Source organism: Bacillus sp. AF62, assembly GCF_050312695.1.
Classification (GTDB): domain Bacteria; phylum Bacillota; class Bacilli; order Bacillales; family Bacillaceae_G; genus Bacillus_A; species Bacillus_A cereus.
The window spans coordinates 1-20,155 of sequence record NZ_JBNPJZ010000075.1 but is presented as its reverse complement, the minus strand read 5'-3'; the positions used below and the strand labels follow the sequence as shown (position 1 = coordinate 20,155).

The following is a 20,155-nucleotide window of genomic DNA, read 5'->3' as shown; positions in this document are numbered from 1 at the left end:
TCTGTAAGAATACACGTTCTTATTTTATATCTTTTCTCAACATTTTCACAAATATTAATTTTCAGATTAAAAATAAAAAGCTCACCAAAAAAGATACTCATCATTTTATATGCAATTTTGCATCTCCACTTACAAATCACTAAAAAAACTTTACAATTCAAAGGATGACTAAATATACAATTTCTATTTAAAGTCTTGATACAGTCTATACTATCAACCGCAATATTTTTTCAACCTTAAGAATACTTACACTCTTTAACACTTTCCTTATAAACATGATTTTTATAAGGAAATCTGATACAATTCTTAAATAATATTATTATGTATAGATATAACGAACATAGTGCATAATTAAAGAAGGTGATTTCATTGAAATTAAATAAAAATTTACAATTATGTATATTAATCGGAACATTAATATGCTATTCAATCTATTTTATGTTTTTCTATCTGTTCCCTACTCATTTTTCAAATTCAGATGTACGCTTCGCTTCACTTATCATCGAAGCTATTACATTTGTATCACTGATTTACTCTATATATTCTAAAAAAGTCAGTTCAAATCCATTTTGGATATGTATTACAATAGCAATTGGTAGTTTTTTATTAGGGAAAATAGTATATACATATCAAGATAGCTTCTTCGAAATTCCAATAGATCGTTTTACTATTTCTGATGTATTTTACATGTTTTTTCTATTTTTCTGTCTTATCGCTTTCTGCTATAAAATCTTAAAGGAATGCAATAAATGGGAAAAAGCGTTCTTTATTTGTGATATATGCATAGTGCTTACTTCCATATTTACATTAGAATGGTATTTATTTAATCAACCAAATTTAAATATATTCGCTCTTTCACTAGGAGATGTTTTCCTTTCATTTTTATATCCAATTGCAGATTTATTATTTCTACTGCTAGGTGTTAGTCTCTTTTTCCGTCCAACAATTTTTAATTCCAAACGGAAAATTTATATCTTTATTTTTGTATTAATAAGTTCTGCAACTTTTAACTATATTTATTTTTACTTAAATAACCACTTATCAACTGAAACGATAATATTATTACGTCTTTTATATAGAATACCTATATTACTTATTGCAATAGCTGGCTCTATTTCAGAAGATCATAATAGCCATAAAAATTATTTCATTGTAAACCCTATAATAGGAAAAAAAGCTTTAGTTGTATTTCCCTATCTTGCTGTTGCAATACTAATCGGGTTTACATTAAAAGAACAAACATCATCTTCAACTCTCATTACAGGGAATTGTATTACTTTTATTTTCGTACTCATTCGTCATTCTATCGTACGTATGCAAAACAATTCCTTAACAAAACGTTTACAGGCATTTAATGCCCAACTAGAAGAAAAAGTTACTGTACGGACGTCTGATTTAGTTCATAAATCAGAGGCTCTTTCTCAAAAACAACAAAAGTTTAAATCATTATATGAATATCATCCTGACCCTATTTTCACCATTGATTTAAATGGAACATTCTTAAATGTAAATAAGGCTGGGAGTGTACTACTTGGGGCACCAACGGATGAGTTACTAGGCGAAACTTGTTTTTCGATCATTTTAGATGAAGATAAGCATAAGCTAGCATTGGCATTAGAAAAAGTGAAACAACAAGAATCGGCATTCTTACAACTTAGTTCTCAATATAAAGATGGCTTTACTTATTTTTTATACGTTACAATCATTCCTATTATAATAGACGGACAAATTTCAGGAAGCTATATTATGGTGAAAGATATTACTGCACTAAAAAAACAGCAAGAAGAAATAAAATATTTAGCATTCCATGACACTGTAACGAAAATTGGGAACCGTGCCTTTTTCCATAAGAAATTAAAGAGAGTTATAAAAAATGCTAAAATAACAGAAAGCGAGTTTGCATTATTATATTTAGATTTAGATCGCTTTAAAGCAATTAACGATACACTTGGACATTCGTCAGGAGATTACATTTTAGAAGAAGTAGCAAAGCGATTCCAATCATGTCTTCCATCACATACTCATCTTTCAAGAATCGGTGGCGATGAATTTACAATCATAATTGAAAACTATACTGACGAAGATTACTTATTCCAATTATGTAACCAATTATTTGAATGCATGAAAAAATCATTTATCATACATGAGCATAAATTAACTTTATCACTGAGTATCGGTATCGCTATTTATCCACATTCCGGAATCGATACCGCTACACTTCTGAAAAACGCTAATGTTGCAATGTATGATGCAAAAGCAAAAGAGCTTAATTCTGTCTCTATTTATGACGATGTAATCGCTAAAAAAATTGAAAGACGATTACGATTAGAAAAAGATTTACCAAACGCACTACAAAATGAAGAATTGTTCCTTTTGTATCAACCTCAAGTTGATAGTGAATCTAATAAAATTATCGGTGCAGAAGCTTTAATTAGGTGGAATCATCCTGAATTAGGTATTATTTCTCCATACGAGTTTATTCCGATTGCAGAAGAAACACTACAAATTATTTCAATAGGTAAATGGACATTAGAGCAGGCTTGCAAGCAAATGAAACGTTGGCACGCACTCGGATATTCACATTTAAAAATAGGTGTAAATTTATCTGCTAAAGAATTTGAACAAGAGGATTTTGTAAAATCTATTTCTTCTACTTTAACAAATACAGGTTTACCAGCAAGCTCTCTTGATCTTGAATTAACAGAGCGAATTGCAATGATGGATGAGCGAGAAACATTGATAAAACTGCGTACACTAAAAAGTTTAGGGATTCACATTTCTATCGACGATTTTGGTACAGGTTATTCTTCGCTAGCCTACTTACCTTTGTATCCAATTGATACGTTAAAAATCCCGAGAGAATTTATTACAATGTCTGAAACATGTGATGATGGAATGGAAATTATTAAAACGATCATCACATTAGCAAATACATTAGGAATGTCTGTCATTGCTGAAGGTGTAGAAACGAAAGAGCACGTAAATTTCCTTCAAAAAAATAAATGTCAGTTTATTCAAGGTTATTATTACAGTAAACCTATTCATATTCATGCATTTACTGAGCTATTAGAAAACGGCATTCACCCATAGGACATAACTAATTAGAATAAATAATAATGAATTTGAACAAATATAGTAAAAAGGAAAGAAGATACCTTCTTTCCTTTTTACTATTTATATTTCTATTAATTCACCACTCCATTTATTATATCTATTAATTGATGAATCCCCTCATCATTTGTTTTCTTATACCCATTCATGTTTTGAATATATTTCTCCTTATTTATATACAACTTATTTACTGCATGTATAAATGTATTCGTACTTACTCTGTCTTGGAGTATAACTTCCGCATATCCTTGCCGTGAAAAATATTCAGCATTTAAAACTTGATCTCCCCTACTGGAACTGTTAGTTAACGGGATAAGCAACATCGGTTTCTTCAAAAATAACAATTCAGAAATAGCAGTAGAACCCGCTCTAGAAACTACAACACTTGCCATATTTAGTATATGCGGCAACTCGTCGCCTATATATTCAAATTGCATATACCCCTCCATGCCAATAGATGGGTCTACCTTTCCTTTACCACATATATGAATAATATTAAAATTTAATAGTATTGTATCTAAACATTCCCTTACCATATCATTTATCCACTTAGCACCTTGACTCCCACCCATAATTAATAATACTGGTTTATCTTGCTGAAATTCACAATATCTTCTTCCTCGTAATACGTTACCCTTCTCAATTTCTTCCCTTACAATTGGTCCTACATAAACCTTCTTCTCATTACTTACATTTTCTCCTGTCTGAGGAAATGTTGTGCATAGCTTTGTAGCAAAAGGTAATGCTATTTTATTGGCAAGTCCTAATGTGCTATCTGGTTCACGTATAATTATAGGCACACGATTTAACCATGCTCCTATAGCTACAGGAACTGAAACAAATCCTCCTGCTGAAAAGATAACGTCAGGCTTTGTTTTCTTAATTAATTTATAACTTTGTAAACAACCTCGTATAATTTTAAAAGGATCTTTAAAATTTTCCCAATCCCAATATCTCCTAAGCTTGCCCGTTGAAACACTATTGTATTTAACATTTTGCACTAATGATTTTTCAATTCCATTTTTTGATCCAATATACTCGACTCTCCAGCCTTTCTCTATAAATTTAGGAATTAATACAATATTAATCATAACGTGTCCGGCTGTACCGCCCCCAGTAAAAAGAATCGTTTTGCTCATAACTTATACCCACCTTTATTATTAAAAATCTAGCTATCTCTTTACCTTTTAAATGTAAATAAACTTATTATTTTTTATATAAATCTTTAACTCCACCTCTATATCTTGTAAAAGATCTTTAATGAGTTCATAAAAATCATTTCCATACTCACTACACTCGTATTGAGCAAAGATTTGAATCACATATCTAGTTTCCGTCTCTAATGCTGACTTTATTTGATTAACCCTTTTTTCTTCTACATACGCTTGATATTTATGTATTGCCTCATAAAGACGCAATACATGCGCTTCTTCATCTCTCCAATCCAACGTATCAACAATTGAAAGAAATAGCGTATTTTGATTATCTATTATTTCATAATCATTCATATATTTCTTACACCCTTTTTTGTTTTTCATTGCATGCAGATGTCACTACACTTCGCATACTCAAGTACATCTTTTAATGATTGATGAAATTCAATTTCTGGGATCCAACCTAACCTTTTTATCTCCTCTATTGCTAAACTCTCATTTGAGTCGCTCCCATTTTTCTCTGTTTCCTCTATAAAAAAATTTAGCTGTGTTAATTCTTTATATTGTTCTAGTACATTTAATAAAGATCGTTTTACTCCTGATCCGATATTATATTGTTTTCCATTTATTCCATCTCGTAATAACACATGATACGCTTTAATCGCATCACGTACATCTAGAAAATCTCTACTATCTTTCAAACTGTTTACTTCAATAATGGCTTTACTTCTACCTGATTCTATATCTATCATTTTCTTTGCGAGAATCGAACAAATGCCATTCGATTCCCCTGGACCAATTAAGTTTGAGGGCTTTGCAATGATAATATTTGAATCCATTAATCCTCCCCAAGCCTCTGCAATAATGACTTGCATCGTTTTACTTAAACTATATGGATTTGAAATTTTTATTTCGTTCATACTATCTGCTTGCAAAGCAGATCCTATAACTAATGTTCTACAATGCGAGGCTTCTTGCTTAATTGCTTCTAATAAATATAACGTTCCTATTACATTAATCTCTATATACTCAAGAGCAGCTGTCCAAGATTCTATAACCGAATTCCTTCCTGCTAAATGCAATACGTAGTCTGGCTTTATTTGTTTCATTACCTTCATTACTTCGCTCTTATTAGTTAAATTACAAGTAATACCATTTCTAATTTTTTCTCTATGTGCACGATTTTGAAACATAGGAATTACATGAAAGCCCTGCTCTAAAAAATATTGGCAAGCATGGCGTCCTGTGAAACCATTTGCACCAGTTATTAAAAGGCTCGCATTTTTTTTCATCGCAAAAACCCTCCTTTTAATAGCATTTGTTTCACCTCATGTTTTGCAAGCAAGTCTTGTTGAGAACTAAAACTCTTCACATCCACTAGCGGATAGCTAGAATAATATTCTTGAAGTCCTTCGATAGGAATCGTCGGTAGTACCACAAAATAATTTTGATCAAAGCTTATACTTGTTTTACTCTCTACCTCAGATAGAAGCATTTCACTTAATTTTTCACCCGGTCTTATCCCTACCTCTTTCACCTTAATGTTTTCTTTTTTTGAATCTTCAATTAATACTTCTGCTAAATCTGTTATTTTACATGCCGGCATTTTCATAACAAAGATTTCCCCGCCTCTACCTTGATATACTGCTTTAAATAACAATCCAACAGCATCTTCAACTGTTAAGAAAAATCTAGTCATATTCGCATCGGTAATCCCTACTTGTGAAGATCTTTTAATTTGTTGTTTAAAAAGCGGTACTACACTTCCACTCGTTCCTAAAACATTTCCACCACGAACACAAATGAATTTTGTTTTCTTCGTTTGTATATTCGCATGAACCATTAATTTTTCACCAATTGCTTTTGTCATCCCATACGTATTTGATGGATCAGCTGCTTTATCCGTTGAAACATATATAACTTTTTCAACTTGCGTCTGTGTAGAGGCTTCAATTACATTTTGCGTACCATGTATGTTAGTTTTTATAGCTTCATAAGGATAATACTCACATACTGGAACGTGTTTTAAAGCTGCAAGATGGAATACATAATGTACACCTTGGCATGCATAGACTAGTTGATCTTTATCACGAATATCTCCAATAATAAATTTTAGCCTATCATCATTTATAAACTGTTGCTGCATTTCAAACTGGACCGTTTCATTTCTTGAAAAAACTCTAATTTCTTTCGGTGATTTTTCTAATAGTTGTTTTATAAGTTCATGCCCCCACGAACCTGTACCACCAGTAATTAAAATTATTTTATTTAACATTCCTTTTCCTCCTACGAAACATCTCAATTTAAATAATATTTATTGAATTATTTTCAATTGATTCAAATCATAATCGTCGTTTGTTACATTTAATTGACAAAATAAAAAAACAGAAACTATTAAACTTAGTTTCTGTTTTTCATTTCACCTCACAACAGTAAGATTTTTTATACTGTTTGCATGATAAATAAATTCCTTGTAAAAAACACCGCTCATTTATTTCTTATACTCGTAATAAAATAAATAGAATGATTCATAGCCAATAATCATGTTTAAATTTATGAAAAAGGGAGGTAACGGAATGGACCGAAACAATTCATATCATACATATAACGGACCTTCCAAAGCACTGCCTCTCTCCCTATTCGATGTAAAAAATGAATTGAAACAAAAAAGCAAACTTATTCCTTCTGATACCATGTATAAATTAACGAAAGAAGAGCAACTCATCATCAACAAAATAAAAATACAAACAGAACAGCTAAATAAAAATAATGTTACAAGAACACGCGCATACTACCAATTTTACATTCAATATCCAGAAATACATTGGGCACTGCTTGGGCATATGGTATCACGTAACGGCGGTTGGAATATGACTGATTTAAAGGGCGATTTATATACGAGAATTTTATCAGAGAAAGATCAATTCATATTTTTTTCTTTTTTAGAAAGAGGGAATTGGCTTATTTTCCAAGATGTATACCCTCAATTTTTACTTTACGAACAAAGTGTAAAGAGATCACAAAAGTTATTTCACCTTCTCCCTCACCTAAATGTTTCTACATTTATGGAAACGATGTGGAACGATTTTTGGAAAACAGGCAACAAAAAAACATTAGCGATTGCAACTATTGTTAATGAACAAAACTACTTAGAAAAAAGAGTGATTCAAAATGTACAATTTAAAAAGACTGTACTAAATAGTATTGGATTTAAACTCTTTGATTTCTTTCAGTTTAATCATATCCTTTTCCCATTCTACGAAAATGATAAAAAACAAAAAGTATTACTATTTGGTGATACAATGAAACATTTCACTTCCTTACATGAACGAATATTAATTGGAAAAAGATTGTATTCATTATTATTTCGAGATACACATGTTTTATCTCAAATAATAAGCTGGGCCCAACATCATCCGCATACAGGCTCAAGGAAAGATTACTGGCCCCATTTATTTTCAAGTGTAAATGAATCTTTTTCCCGTGAGTTTTATAAGCGCCGAATAAAGAAATGCCAGTTGCGAAGTGGCGCTTATCGTATATACAGTCCTTCACTCATCTATGCATGGCGAGATATGAAGCATGAAGAAGTTGACAGTGAAGATTGGTTTACCGATTGGCAAGTTGTAAATTACTTAGTTGATAAGGAGGAAAATATAAATGGACAAATTACAGAAGACTACTGCAAAACACTCGAAAAAATTGAACTCGCAATTCTCGCAAAGAAAAATGTCCTCCTCCGAGAAGAAGAATGAGTTTCTAGCATTAGTAGTTACAATCTTTCTCTCTTCTATTATTGGAACTTGTTTAGATGCTTTTTTTGTCCATAAACAAATATATTCCTTTCCAGCTAGACCCTTCTCATCCACATTTTTAGTTAATATAGCTTTTACATTGTTCGTACTGCCGATTTTAACAGTTATCTTTATACACATTTCAAAAAAATTATCTAAAGTTTCTAGAATTCTATTTATTATTTCGATCGGTATTTGCGCTAGCCTTTTTGAACAGATTGCTGAAAGTTTAGGTTTATTTGTACATAGTGCGAATTGGAACCATACATATTCTTTATTTGGTTATATGATTTTTTATTCTTTTATTTGGAACGTATATAATTGGATAAAAAAATAAAGAGACCATTATAGGTCCCTTCTTAAGCATACTCTTCCATTATTGCTAATGGTGCCAGTGTTTGAAGGCTTTTAGAGCGTAAACGATAGGCAACGACTTTCTTCTTATATTGCTTAATGACATCAACATGTTCCTCATAGCTATATAGAGAAAACCTAATCTCTTTATTCCCTTTCTTCGTATCAATGACTATTGGTGTCCCTTCTCCGTGCGGCGGGAAATAATGTTTATCTAAAAACAAAGCCTCATTAAATTCATGAATAACTTGTAGTTTCATTTCTCCCTCTATATTTTTTCCATCTATCGATATAGAAGTATTTTCCGCCTCAAGCTTTTGATGCAATTCAAATTTACTAATAATTGATTCTACAACAGAAGTGGGCATGCTAGAAACTAATACTTTAATAGCTCCAAAAACAAATAATGTAACTATAAACCATGTTGTCATTGTTATCATCTCCATTACATTTAAAAAATAAATTTCGTTCCATACGGTATTAGTATACTAATGAGTATTCCAGTTACAATCATCGTTACCGAACCGATTGTCGCCTCTTTCTCGCCTTCCTTCACGAGACGGCTCACACCGATAATATGTGATGCACAGCCCATTCCAACTCCTTTTCCAATCGTACTTGTTATACTGAAAAACTTAAGTACTGTTGGTCCGATAATAGCGCCTGTTATTCCTGCAACAACTACAAAACTAGAAGTCATAGATGGAATACCACCAATTTGATCCGCTAATGATAGGGCAATAGGCATCGTTGCTAACTGTGGTAAAGTAGTTAATATAAGTTCCTTATCTATATTTAAAATTCCGCCAATCACTACATTCATACTCGTTACAGCCACTATACCTATCACTACTCCAATAAGTATCGATAAAAAATTTTTCATAAGTATCTTTCGCTCTTTAAATAGAGGTATGGCTAATGCTACAATTGCAGGGCTCAATAAGCTTGAAAGAATGTCTCCTCCATGTTCCCTATACTCATGATGAGAAATACCAAAAATGAAAAATAAACAAATCATAATTGCCGTAACTGTTAACACCGGTAACGTAAATGCAAACGTAAATTTTTTATATAGCTTTGTCGCCAAGAAATAAATTGCTACAGTAATAATAATTAAGACCATTTGAATCGTGCACCTTGTCGATTTTATTTTTTTGTTGTTATTAATAATTGACTTATATACCCTGAAACAATCAAAGTTACTACAGTACTTGCAACTACTAAAAGGAATATAATACTCCCCTTACTTAAAAGAAAAGACCCGTATTCCATCAGCCCTGTTGTCGAAGGGATTAAAAATAACGGTAAAAATACGATTAACTTTTCCGCACCTAACTCAAACCATTTTAACGGTAAAATGCGAGTGGAAAGGAGCAGGAACAGCATTAACATCCCTATTAAACTTCCCGGTATTGATAGATGGAATATTTCCTGAATCCACGTACCCACTAAGCTAAATATATATAGCACGCCTACTTGAAGTAAAAGCATCACGTACTTCATTTCTTTCCCTCATTTCACTATCACACATCCATATTATGAAATTTCATTTAGCGTGTCGGCAAACCGTTTAATTCCAAGTTGAATTTGTTCTATATTCGCTCTACCAAACGTAAATCGTATATATTCATTTTTCGAACCTAAAACACTGCCCGGAACAAATGCGACACCATTCCGTATAGATTCACCTAATAAGTGATATTCATCAAACTTTCCTTTCACTTTACACCATACATGTATTCCACCCTCTGGCACGAAACATTCAACTCGGTCTCCCAATGTTCCTTCAAGCTCTGCAATTAATTCATCTCTTCTTTGCTTCAATTGTCCACGAAGTATCGTAATATGTGTATGAAAATCCTTTGATTCTAAAAATTGATTTGCTACCCACTGCGTAAATACACTATGGCCAAAATCAACTTGTTGCTTTGCATCTGCTAAACGCTCAATTACACGTGTAGGACCAATTATCCATCCAATACGTAATCCTGATGCAACAATTTTTGATAATGAACTTATATAAAGAACATTTCCATTTTGGTCCATTGATTTTAATGTCGGGTTCACTTCTCCATTAAAAGAAATTAAACTATACGGATCATCTTCTACAATTGGTATACCGAACTCAGAAGACAGTTCTAAAATTTTTTTACGTCTCGCTAATGAAAGCACAGTACCTGTTGGATTGTGATAATCTGGATTCAAAAATACCATACGAATGCGATGCTTTTTGTGCAAATCGATTAAGTCATCTGGATTCATTCCATGCTCATCAACAGGTAAATGAAATATGTTTAAACCGGCCGATTTAAACATTGGAAGCGAAAAACAATATGACGGATCTTCAATCGCAATCGCATCGCCAGGTTTTAATAAACATTGAACGATAAGATTAAGCGCCTGTTGTGCTCCAGACGTAATAAGAATAGAGCTTGAATCTGCTTCAATTTGTTTATATTGCTGAACATGTGCTGCAATTGTTTTTCTCAACATCTCATTTCCAAGTGGATGGTCATAGCCGAGATTTTCCATAAATGTTTTCTCCGCCAAAATTGTTCGAAATCTATCACTCGGAATTAATTCTGGTGACAGTTCACCACTCGCTAAATTAATTAAATCATCTTTTTGTGTTTCCGTTCGAATTTGTTGAACGAGTGGTACGTTAGGTAAGAACGATCCATCCTCCACGTACCTACCCCAGTTCGGTATTCGTTTATGTGAGACACCCCATATGTCTGTATTAACCCGTGTTCCGCTTCCCTTTTGCCGTTCTACTACTCCAAGTGATTTTAATTCTTCATACGCAGCTACTATTGTACTCCGGTTCACCTGTAATTCCTTTGCCAATATACGCTCAGAAGGTAACTTACTATCAGAAGGAAATTCACCTGAAGAAATGCCTCTTTCAATATAATCAGCAATTTGTTTATATACAGGTGTCTTATCTGCACGATTTGGTTTCCATTCCATCTAGTTTCCTCCTTTCAAAACGAACTATCCTCATTTTTTACTAACAGTATTCACCGTAAAAATAGTATTAATTAGTCACATTTTCTTATCCGTAAATGGATATATCCAAAATGGTTCTCTTTCTGATTACTCAATAGCTTCTGAAATTCCAACTTCATACTCTCATTTCAGTTCTTTTACAAACTATTAAATCATTACCGCGTACCATGTTACCCCGGCCAGTAGAACAAAAAGAAGAAGAATATAGATTGCAGATAAGTTTTTCACATTTCTTTTTGTAGACTTACCGTAATTCTCCTCCACGTTTCTTGCAACTAGTACAGTCCCAAATAGCGATACAATTACAATAATAACGACTAGTGAAATTGCAAAACTCATTGTCTTTTCACCTCTCTAAGACCCATCTATTTTAATTAAAGAACTTACATAAAAACCTTCCTCTTTAAAACGTTGATAACATACTACCTTTCTTCTCTTATCATAATAGATGTTTGCAAAAAGCGGACCAACCACTTTCGTGTTTTTTTGCTCATCCACTTAAAAAAAATAAAAAGCAACTGATCACTTAGGACCAGTTGCTTTTTTCACACGATAATTTTTCATTTAAAATTAATTCGATTTAAAAGTTTCGCCTTTTCATAATGAAACATCGACTGAGATAACTCAAAAATTGTTCCATTTACAAGATACACTGTATTTTCAATAAGAAGCGCCGGATCACCTTCATTTAATTCTAAAAGCTGTGCATTTTCTTTATTTACTTTTTCACAACTAATAACTTTATCAGCAAAACCAATATTTAATCGTAAATCTTCAATGAAATAACTGTATACAGAGCTTAATGCTATTTCTTCGTTCAAATATGGAATAATATCCTTTTTGAAATAACTTACTTCAATAGAGAATGGTTTAGCATCTACAATTCTTAAGCGCTTCAAAAAATACAACCTAGTTCCAGCTTCGCATTGCATCCGCTTTGCTATCTCTTCGTCCGCATCTATTACTTCCAGCTCTAACACTTTCGTTTCAATATTTTGTGAAACAAGATTTTTCGTTAATCCACGTAAACTTCCTAAATTAATGTAATCTGTTACAGAAGTTTCGCGTAAAAACATGCCACTACCCTGCACTTGAAAAATATAACCTCTATTCACAAGCTGACTAATTACTTTACGTATCGTATTACGGCTTACTTCAAATCGATTCATCAACGCTTCTTCTGTAGGTAGTTTTTTCGTTTCATTAAAAAGCCCATCTCGAATGTTTTGCTCTAACACATCTGCAATTTGTTTATACTTTGCACTCATACACTTTCTCCTAAAATACTCTTTTATCTGTTATAACTCTTCCCCTCTCGTTTCGATCACACGTTTATACCAATGAAACGAAAGTTTCTTCTTACGTTTTAAGTTATCATTATGATCGACAAAAATAAAGCCATATTGCTTTTTATATCCATTTAACCAACTTAAAAGATCAATCACTGACCATGCATAATAACCTTTTAAGTTAATTCCCTCTTCAATTGCACGCTTCATTACTTTTAAATGCGCTTCAATAAATTTAATTCTCGGAACATCTACAATTTCTCCGTCAATGATTGGATCTTCATCACCAAGTCCATTTTCCGTTACATACATCTTTATGTCACCGTAACGCGCTTTCAACATATGCAATCCCTCTAAGAAACCTTCGGGAGATATTTCCCATCCCCATTTTGTATATGTTTTATCATCCATTTTAACTGTTCGATAAAAACCATCAAAAGAAGGGTTACCTGGAGCAAGCGTTGAGTTTTCTCGAGAATGTTCCTCACTCTTTATATCCATATCGTATCTTTCTACTCGTATTGGTTGATAATAATTCAAGCCAATAAAATCATTTTCTTCTGCATTTTGTTTAATGATTTCTAATTCTGCAACCGTCCAATTAGGAGTCCATCCTTTTTCCTTTAATTGTTGTACAACATAAGACGGATACTCGCCTTTTAAAATTGGATCATAATACCAATACGTTTCATATTCATTCGCATGATTTGCTGCTTGTATATTTTCTTTTTGATCATCCACACTATAAGCTGGTAAGAAAACATGTGTAATCCCAATCTCACCATATTGTTTCAGCTGCTTGTACACCGCAACTGTTTTCGCGTGTGCATAAAATACATAATGAGTCGCTTGAAAATACTTTGGAACATCATTTTGTATTCCTGGTGGATGTGCACCTTTTAAATAACCTAATCCACAAAACATTACGGTCTCATTAAAAGTAATCCAATGCTTAACTCTGTCACCAAATGCCTTAAAACAAGTTTCTGCATATTTTACGAAAGCCTCTGCTGTTCTTTTATTCGTCCATCCACCATCTTTTTCTAACGGTAATGGTAAATCCCAATGATATAAAGTGACAAACGGCACAATCCCGTATTTTAAACATTCATCAATTAAGTTGTTATAAAATTCAATCCCTTTTTCATTTACCTTTCCATCTCCAGTCGGCAATATTCTCGCCCAAGAAATAGAAAAACGATACGATTCTAATCCCATCTCAGCCATTAAGCGAACATCTTCCTTATATCGATGATAATGATCAACAGCTACATCACCATTTGTTCCATTGTATGTTTTGCCAGGAATTTTTGAAAACTCGTCCCAATTCGTAACACCTTTTCCATCTTCATTCCATGCACCTTCTACTTGATAAGAAGCTGAAGCAGCTCCGAATAAAAAATCATGTGGAAACTTCATAGTATATACCTCCATTTCATTACAACAAATCAAATTCATTCACATATATAAAATTTATAGGTACAAATTTTATATGTATGATTATATCTTATGTTTTTATTTTTTTCTATTATAAAAGTACAATTTCTATTGTTGGTTATTGGAAAAGAAAAAGAAGCGATATATTTTATCGCTTCTTACTCTCATCATCTTTATTCTTTTATTAATGACTTATTCGCTCTTATAACTTCTTGATACAATAATGGTGACCACTTTTCATTTATGTAGTCTTGAATTACCCAGCCTACTCTTGTAGGATTCTTTTGTTTTATATCGTTTGCAATTTCAGGATTTATATAAGAAGCGTAGTAATATGGACTATTCCATGCTGTACCACCAGAAGACAAGCTTGTAAAATTAATATATAGATGATTTAAATCCTCGCTATTGTTCATCGTTTCATCCATCGTATCTTTAATAGATTTTACTTTCTCATCATAATTCACTTTATATTTATCTTGTACTGTTACATTTACATTTTGGTTTACAGTTGTGGTAAACGTCTCATTATCTGGCCAATAAAAATTATTATATCCTCCAGATTCATTACTACCACTATATCTTTTTAGTAGTACAATTTTCCCACGAGCATCTCCAAGTTTTATATTTCCTTCTGTTTTTAAAAAGATAGGATCAACAAAATAATTTTTTTCAAACGTACTACTAAATGAACCTTCTGCCCCTTTCATATCCTCATACTCTTTTTTTAAAGACATAATAATTGTTTCACTCGGGTTATCTTTTAAAAATTGTTTCGCTTCATTTATGAATTCATGCAGTGTTACGTAAAGATATAATGGCCCATGATGAAGAACTATCGTATTATCATCTGTTAAACGTCCTCTTATATCAAAAATGCGAGCTCCATGGTCCATTTGATAGCGAAAATCATATTCTTGCGTCATTCCCCACACTTGCTTAATCGGATTTTGCAACTTGAACGTCCCACTATCGTGTGTTCCTGGAATTGAAATTCGTGCTAACGGGATATTATCAGGTATAGGTTGCATCCATTTTGACCAATTTTCAAGCTCATTAACAGAGCTAGCTGCAACTACTCTCTTATCATGTAAAGCAAATACAAATGTGATAAATATTGTACTACATATGAATAATTTCAAAATTAACTTCTTATTGCTCATTATTATCCCTCACTTTTTCTGTTTTTACATCAAACTTATTGAATATAATATAAGCTAGTTCATAAAAAATAAATAACATTTCATCAATATGAAATATTGCATAGAAGTAAAGTTAAAAAATCATTCACATATACTAAATTAGAAAAATTTAAAGGAACTTCATCTGAAGTTCCTTTTGCTTATTTTATGTTCAATACATATGAACCATCTTTATTCTCATATTTATAGACGTATAAATAATATTTCCCTGGCTTTGCATTATAAGTTCCTTTAACTACATTTCCTTCATTTTCACCATATGCTACATAGTTATTTAAATCTGATTCATGATGAAGTACCCATGTCATTCCGATATTTTGTTCATTTAGTAGAGAAATATTAATATTTTCCGGCGAGTCAATTTGGAAAGTAAATACATCTACTCTATCACTAGTATGTAGCGTTCCTTTCACCGGTGTATGAAAGTTAACTTTATTTGCCTGTCTAGGCTCATTGTTTGGTTCATTTTCTGTTACTTGTAACTCATTTCCACCGTTTGATTTTCTTTGTTCATAACCTAAGTTTACTAGTATAGACTTCAAATCTGGTAAAACACCAATTTTATCTGCATATGGATCTTTAGATTTTGTTCCTGTGCTCTGGTTGCTTAATATTGCTCTTAGTTCACTTGGTCTATATGGTTGTCCTAAATGTTCTTTAGCAATGCTTTGTACTAAAGTCGCTGCCCCAGCAATAATTGGCGAAGCACTAGATGTTCCGCTAAAGCTTGAAGTATAAAGATTTACAGCACTTCTACTTTGCTCGGCTGTAGTTGTATCTACATTTTCTCCCCATCCGTACACATCAATACGGCTTCCATAATTCGAAAACCACATACGTTCATGAGGGAAAGATGAAGAGCCAGCTCCTACCATAATTGCACCCGAATCTTTAAAATCTTTACTATTACGATTTAAGACTTGCTTACCCTTTCTATCTTTGAACTGATCTAAATCATTCCACCCATTTGCTCCAGCCTCTATAATTACAATTCCCTTATCTGTACCAGCACGAATTGCATCAAAAATATCTGGTTGTACTTCAACAGGTAAATATTTATCACCATATCCATCAAAGGATGCTTGCGCCTCTAATAATAAAACATCCCCAGCTTCTAACTGATTTACAGCGCTTAATATTGCATCAGCCGTATTATACTGTCCGTTATCTCTTATTTGAGAGATAACCTTTGCTTTCGCTTTTGGCGCAATCCCAATATTCCCGACTTCATTGTCCTCAGAGGATACAATTCCTAGTACAGACGTCCCATGACCGACATGCTGATTTATATTTCTTCCAGACATTAATTCAATATTTTGATGTAATAAATCCTCATGATTTAATAGCCATCCGTATTCCATATCAACAAAAGTAATACCATTTCCATTACCGCCTTGAATTCCCCAGGCGAAAGGCGCATTAATACCGTATGGGGCTGCTTCAAGATAACCTTGTTTTTTAAATCTAGGATTGTTATTAGGATTAAGAGCTACACTTGATGATTGCACTTCAGGTGGCATTATTTTCTCTTGTTTCTTCATATACGCATCTTCTATTAAAGAAGATGCCTTTAACTTATCTACTATTTCTTCTTCATACTCACTATTTTGATTTTGAAGAATATAGTAGTTTAATAGACTTGTAGATACATGATTAGGTGCTTTCACTTCAAGGTTTTGTATTTGTTCCGGGCTTACAGATGTGAATAAACGAGTAAATGTTACATCTGGATATTCTGTCAAAAGATCTTTTATTACTTTATCATTCGTTTGAGATTGTATTTGTTTTTCAATACCATCTTCATATGGCAAATCCAAATTCGCTTTAAATTTTACAATGATTTGCTTATCTGTTTCTTGTTCTATCCCTAATTTACTCTGCTGTTCTATAGAATCAGCATATACACTATTGATAGTGCCTCCTGTTCCTAAAAGTGTTGTAATGATTACAGTTGACGCACACATTTTTTGAAATATTTTCATTACATCAATCCTCCTATTAATAATTATTAATCATTATATTAATCTATAATGATTAATTCTATAACGTATTCCCTTTCTACTAAATAGATTATAGTAATCAGAAATATGAACTTCAATGTATTTTCATATGCAATATTTCATATTCTGACTCTACACTAAATGAATATGAAACTTATAGTGATTATTTATTTTATATGTGCTAATATACTTACATTAATATATTACGCATATACACATTTCAAACTACATTACTTAATCGTTTCACCTTAATTTTTTCTTAGGAGGATTTACAATGAAATTACTAAAAATAAAACATATAATTCCTTTATCTGCGGCCGCAATTACATTCGTATGTAGTCAAAGTACAGCTGAAGCTTCTACCATTCATACAGTAAAAAAGAACGATACACTTTGGGGCATTAGTAAACAATACGGAGTTTCAATACAATCCATTAAACAGGCTAATAATAAAGGAAACGATAAAACCTTTATTGGCGAACAGTTACATATTCCAGGGTCCGTGAAATCAAATGAAATCACTGTTCCTCAAAACGCCAAGCCTGCGAACATTTCTGAACAAATTATTTATCAAGTACAACCGGGAGATTCATTAGAAACGATAGCAAAGCGTTACAATGTCACTGTCCAATCTATAAAACAAATTAACAATACAGTCGGAAACAAGCTTTATACAGGACAACATTTAAAAATCAACTCAAGTATTTCACAAAAAGAAAAAGACTTAATGGCACGCTTAGTTACCGCTGAAGCAGGTGGCGAATCCTATAAAGGAAAAGTAGCAGTAGCCAAAGTTATACTAAATCGTGTAAATGCAAAAGGTTTTCCAAATACAATAACAGGCGTTATTTATGAACCTATTAAATACGGATATGCATTTACTCCTGTTACAGATGGAAGAATTAATCAACCTGCAAGTGCAGAAGCAAAAATGGCTGTAGAAGAGGCTATCTCCACAAATGGAGTAGATTCAGACTGGATTTATTTCTACAATCCAAAAACATCAACGGACAAGTGGATTACGACACGTCAAACAGTAGCAGTAATTGGTAATCATGTGTTTGCTAAATAAGATTTAAAATCATTAACAGACCTCTTCACTTAAAAGGTCTGTTTTTTTCTATGTAAGATGTTATTAATCATATGACATAGTTATTTTTTAAACTGTTTCTTCTTTCAAATAAAAATTTTTGTATTTACTCCACCACTCGTAGAAATTAATAAAGCATCAAGTTCAAAAACTCCCACTTTATTAATAAAAGCTATTTCTTAACTTCATAAAATTGTTATACACTAGAAAAATAAAAAACAAACTATTCGTTAGCAGGTGGAAGAATATGTATGATGTTACGATTATCGGCGCTGGAGTAAGTAGCATTTTTATGGCTTATTCACTAGCTAAAAGTAACAAAAAAGTTTTAATTCTTGATAAAGGTAAAGCGCTAGAAGATCGCCATTGTCCTTTAGACGAAGGAAAAGTGTGTAATTGTACTACATGTGATAAATATTTCGGGTTTGGTGGTTTAGGCAAATCTGAAGGGAAATTTAATTATACAAACGGATTTGGCGGAGAACTTGAGAAAAAAGTCGGTAAAGAGGGTTTTATACAACTCATGGCTGAAGTAGATGAAATTCTATGTCAGTTTGGTGGAAGTTCAGTTTCAAAATATTCTACTGAAAATTCAAGTCTCACTAAGAGAGCTGAAGCGTGTGGTTTACAAATGCTAACAACAGAAGTAAGACATCTTGGTACTACACTTTCCAGTAACATTTTTCAGCAGCTCTATGAATTTTTACTGACGAAAATAAAGATCCAATTTCATATAGATGTACAACATATTCTGAAACAGGAAGATCATTTTACAATAGATACAAATCAAGGAACAGTTCAAACTAAGCAACTAGTATTTGCAACTGGGCGCTCTGGGGCCGATTGGTTAAAAGAAATGTGCAGTTCCCTAAATATTTCTCAGGAGCAAACACGTGTAGATTTAGGGATTAGAGTAGAAATGAAAGAACATCAATTACGTTCTATATTAAAAGATACTTTTGAAACAAAACTTTCTTATCAAGGTGAGCATTTCACAGCAACTACTTACTGTATGAATCCAAAAGGACGCATCATTCGAAAGTACGAAGAAGGTTTAGTTATGCCTGACGGTCAAAATTTTCGAGAGCAAGGAACTGGCACTTCTAATTTAAATTTCACTTTATTTATTCCTCGCTATTTTCCAACTCTCAAAGAAGCAAATGTATACGCAAGTTCAATTATTAAAGGCATTAACCAAGGACGAGATCGGATTGTTATACAGCGCTTAGAGGACTTACTAAAGAAACAACCTACGGCGGAAAACAGCATGGAACATAGCCGTATACAGCCTACACTACAGGGGGATTATGGAGATTTGAATCAAGAAATTCCTCAATTATATATTGAAGGGCTCAAAGAATTTTTATTACGTTTAGAACAATTTATACAAGAACCTATTGATCAACATACTTTACTATATGGAATTGATGGAAAGTTCTATGCTCCTACGATAAAAATTAATAATCATTTTGAAACTAGTATACATGGGCTATTTTTAATTGGAGATTGTTCAGGCGTTACGCACTCATTATCTCAAGCAGCTGCAAGTGGTCTGTATGTTGGAAAGTACTTATCTGACATTTAATTTCTATCATTAAGATTCTAGTCAAATATTCCTAATTTCAAAACACTTTACTTATATGAGGGTGTTGCAAAACTAAAATAAATATGCAATGTTATGAATCAGAAAAACTAGCTGAACATGCAATAGATAG

18 protein-coding genes are annotated in these 20,155 nt (G+C 32.5%); 5 read left to right on the top strand and 13 right to left on the bottom strand.

All coding sequences use genetic code 11. The annotated features are described in order from the left end of the window. Nucleotides 1-369 precede the first annotated feature (369 nt). Nucleotides 370-3,090 carry a sensor domain-containing protein gene (locus ACQRBL_RS17910; RefSeq protein WP_141435867.1) on the top strand — a complete coding sequence of 907 codons (2,721 nt, stop codon included), beginning with the start codon at nt 370-372 and terminating at the stop codon, nt 3,088-3,090. Between the two features lie 95 nt (nt 3,091-3,185). On the opposite strand, the gene ACQRBL_RS17905 is transcribed toward ACQRBL_RS17910, so the two are convergent. Genes ACQRBL_RS17905 through ACQRBL_RS17890 form a run of 4 tightly spaced genes read right to left on the bottom strand, consistent with a single transcriptional unit; the run spans nt 3,186 to nt 6,540 of the window. After that, entirely contained in the window at nt 3,186-4,250 is a 1,065-nt protein-coding gene (locus ACQRBL_RS17905) for an undecaprenyldiphospho-muramoylpentapeptide beta-N-acetylglucosaminyltransferase (RefSeq protein WP_000047555.1), read from the bottom strand. Nucleotides 4,251-4,298: 48 nt separating this feature from the next. After that, entirely contained in the window at nt 4,299-4,649 is a 351-nt protein-coding gene (locus ACQRBL_RS17900; RefSeq protein ID WP_002094117.1) for a DUF6572 domain-containing protein, read from the bottom strand. After that, nucleotides 4,646-5,557 carry an NAD-dependent epimerase/dehydratase family protein gene (locus ACQRBL_RS17895; protein WP_000739091.1) on the bottom strand — a complete coding sequence of 304 codons (912 nt, stop codon included), beginning with the start codon at nt 5,555-5,557 and terminating at the stop codon, nt 4,646-4,648. The genes ACQRBL_RS17900 and ACQRBL_RS17895 overlap by 4 nt, the downstream gene beginning before the upstream one ends. After that, the gene (locus ACQRBL_RS17890) at nt 5,554-6,540 is read right to left on the bottom strand and encodes a UDP-N-acetylglucosamine 4,6-dehydratase family protein (RefSeq protein WP_097920681.1); all 987 of its coding nucleotides are present in this window, start codon (nt 6,538-6,540) and stop codon (nt 5,554-5,556) included. The genes ACQRBL_RS17895 and ACQRBL_RS17890 overlap by 4 nt, the downstream gene beginning before the upstream one ends. A 301-nt stretch (nt 6,541-6,841) precedes the next feature. Between ACQRBL_RS17890 and ACQRBL_RS17885 the strand changes: the two genes are divergently transcribed. Both ACQRBL_RS17885 and ACQRBL_RS17880 read left to right on the top strand, forming a co-directional pair. Next, a complete protein-coding gene (locus tag ACQRBL_RS17885) occupies nt 6,842-8,020 on the top strand; it encodes a DUF2515 domain-containing protein (protein WP_000375774.1) in 1,179 nt (392 codons plus the stop codon). Then, on the top strand, nt 7,995-8,396 hold the full coding sequence (locus tag ACQRBL_RS17880; RefSeq protein ID WP_015406501.1) for a CBO0543 family protein: 402 nt from the start codon (nt 7,995-7,997) through the stop codon (nt 8,394-8,396). The genes ACQRBL_RS17885 and ACQRBL_RS17880 overlap by 26 nt, the downstream gene beginning before the upstream one ends. Nucleotides 8,397-8,418: 22 nt before the next feature. On the opposite strand, the gene ACQRBL_RS17875 is transcribed toward ACQRBL_RS17880, so the two are convergent. The 9 genes from ACQRBL_RS17875 to ACQRBL_RS17835 form a co-directional block, all read right to left on the bottom strand. Next, complete coding sequence (locus ACQRBL_RS17875; RefSeq protein ID WP_000214633.1) at nt 8,419-8,844, bottom strand: YfmQ family protein; 426 nt, start codon at nt 8,842-8,844, stop codon at nt 8,419-8,421. Between the two features lie 20 nt (nt 8,845-8,864). Continuing rightward, nucleotides 8,865-9,536, bottom strand: a complete 672-nt coding sequence (locus ACQRBL_RS17870) for an LrgB family protein (protein ID WP_023522815.1) — start codon at nt 9,534-9,536, stop codon at nt 8,865-8,867. Between the two features lie 23 nt (nt 9,537-9,559). After that, nucleotides 9,560-9,916, bottom strand: a complete 357-nt coding sequence (locus tag ACQRBL_RS17865) for a CidA/LrgA family holin-like protein (protein ID WP_000878380.1) — start codon at nt 9,914-9,916, stop codon at nt 9,560-9,562. A 33-nt stretch (nt 9,917-9,949) separates the two neighbouring features. After that, a complete protein-coding gene (locus ACQRBL_RS17860) occupies nt 9,950-11,383 on the bottom strand; it encodes a PLP-dependent aminotransferase family protein (protein ID WP_411996273.1) in 1,434 nt (477 codons plus the stop codon). A gap of 186 nt (nt 11,384-11,569) precedes the next feature. After that, on the bottom strand, nt 11,570-11,761 hold the full coding sequence (locus tag ACQRBL_RS17855; RefSeq protein WP_000006458.1) for a hypothetical protein: 192 nt from the start codon (nt 11,759-11,761) through the stop codon (nt 11,570-11,572). A gap of 221 nt (nt 11,762-11,982) precedes the next feature. Continuing rightward, entirely contained in the window at nt 11,983-12,690 is a 708-nt protein-coding gene (locus tag ACQRBL_RS17850; protein WP_001274912.1) for a GntR family transcriptional regulator, read from the bottom strand. A gap of 30 nt (nt 12,691-12,720) precedes the next feature. Then, nucleotides 12,721-14,130 (bottom strand): glycoside hydrolase family 1 protein, encoded by a 1,410-nt coding sequence (locus ACQRBL_RS17845; protein WP_044307324.1) that lies wholly within the window; start codon nt 14,128-14,130, stop codon nt 12,721-12,723. A gap of 191 nt (nt 14,131-14,321) precedes the next feature. Further along, nucleotides 14,322-15,311, bottom strand: a complete 990-nt coding sequence (plcA, locus tag ACQRBL_RS17840) for a phosphatidylinositol diacylglycerol-lyase (RefSeq protein ID WP_000066296.1) — start codon at nt 15,309-15,311, stop codon at nt 14,322-14,324. 179 nt (nt 15,312-15,490) lie between these two features. Beyond that, nucleotides 15,491-17,332: a S8 family peptidase gene (locus ACQRBL_RS17835; protein ID WP_411996272.1), complete on the bottom strand. Its 1,842-nt coding sequence runs from the start codon at nt 17,330-17,332 to the stop codon at nt 15,491-15,493. Nucleotides 17,333-17,624: 292 nt separating this feature from the next. On the opposite strand from ACQRBL_RS17835, the gene ACQRBL_RS17830 reads away from it, so the two are divergent. Further along, nucleotides 17,625-18,422: a cell wall hydrolase gene (locus ACQRBL_RS17830; RefSeq protein WP_000771003.1), complete on the top strand. Its 798-nt coding sequence runs from the start codon at nt 17,625-17,627 to the stop codon at nt 18,420-18,422. Between the two features lie 265 nt (nt 18,423-18,687). Then, nucleotides 18,688-20,025 carry an NAD(P)/FAD-dependent oxidoreductase gene (locus ACQRBL_RS17825; protein WP_023522822.1) on the top strand — a complete coding sequence of 446 codons (1,338 nt, stop codon included), beginning with the start codon at nt 18,688-18,690 and terminating at the stop codon, nt 20,023-20,025. Nucleotides 20,026-20,155: the final 130 nt, after the last annotated feature.

Excerpts from the sequence above, each read along its gene's own strand:
- ACQRBL_RS17890 (WP_097920681.1), bottom strand. The coding sequence starts at position 6,540 with ATGTTAAATAAAATAATTTTAATTACTGGTGGTACAGGTTCGTGGGGG.
- ACQRBL_RS17865 (WP_000878380.1), bottom strand. The coding sequence starts at position 9,916 with ATGAAGTACGTGATGCTTTTACTTCAAGTAGGCGTGCTATATATATTT.
- plcA (WP_000066296.1), bottom strand. The coding sequence starts at position 15,311 with ATGAGCAATAAGAAGTTAATTTTGAAATTATTCATATGTAGTACAATA.
- ACQRBL_RS17885 (WP_000375774.1), top strand. The coding sequence starts at position 6,842 with ATGGACCGAAACAATTCATATCATACATATAACGGACCTTCCAAAGCA.
- ACQRBL_RS17835 (WP_411996272.1), bottom strand. The coding sequence starts at position 17,332 with ATGAAAATATTTCAAAAAATGTGTGCGTCAACTGTAATCATTACAACA.
- ACQRBL_RS17860 (WP_411996273.1), bottom strand. The coding sequence starts at position 11,383 with ATGGAATGGAAACCAAATCGTGCAGATAAGACACCTGTATATAAACAA.
- ACQRBL_RS17875 (WP_000214633.1), bottom strand. The coding sequence starts at position 8,844 with ATGACAACATGGTTTATAGTTACATTATTTGTTTTTGGAGCTATTAAA.
- ACQRBL_RS17870 (WP_023522815.1), bottom strand. The coding sequence starts at position 9,536 with ATGGTCTTAATTATTATTACTGTAGCAATTTATTTCTTGGCGACAAAG.
- ACQRBL_RS17855 (WP_000006458.1), bottom strand. The coding sequence starts at position 11,761 with ATGAGTTTTGCAATTTCACTAGTCGTTATTATTGTAATTGTATCGCTA.
- ACQRBL_RS17850 (WP_001274912.1), bottom strand. The coding sequence starts at position 12,690 with ATGAGTGCAAAGTATAAACAAATTGCAGATGTGTTAGAGCAAAACATT.
- ACQRBL_RS17895 (WP_000739091.1), bottom strand. The coding sequence starts at position 5,557 with ATGAAAAAAAATGCGAGCCTTTTAATAACTGGTGCAAATGGTTTCACA.
- ACQRBL_RS17905 (WP_000047555.1), bottom strand. The coding sequence starts at position 4,250 with ATGAGCAAAACGATTCTTTTTACTGGGGGCGGTACAGCCGGACACGTT.
- ACQRBL_RS17845 (WP_044307324.1), bottom strand. The coding sequence starts at position 14,130 with ATGAAGTTTCCACATGATTTTTTATTCGGAGCTGCTTCAGCTTCTTAT.
- ACQRBL_RS17825 (WP_023522822.1), top strand. The coding sequence starts at position 18,688 with ATGTATGATGTTACGATTATCGGCGCTGGAGTAAGTAGCATTTTTATG.
- ACQRBL_RS17830 (WP_000771003.1), top strand. The coding sequence starts at position 17,625 with ATGAAATTACTAAAAATAAAACATATAATTCCTTTATCTGCGGCCGCA.
- ACQRBL_RS17880 (WP_015406501.1), top strand. The coding sequence starts at position 7,995 with ATGTCCTCCTCCGAGAAGAAGAATGAGTTTCTAGCATTAGTAGTTACA.
- ACQRBL_RS17900 (WP_002094117.1), bottom strand. The coding sequence starts at position 4,649 with ATGAAAAACAAAAAAGGGTGTAAGAAATATATGAATGATTATGAAATA.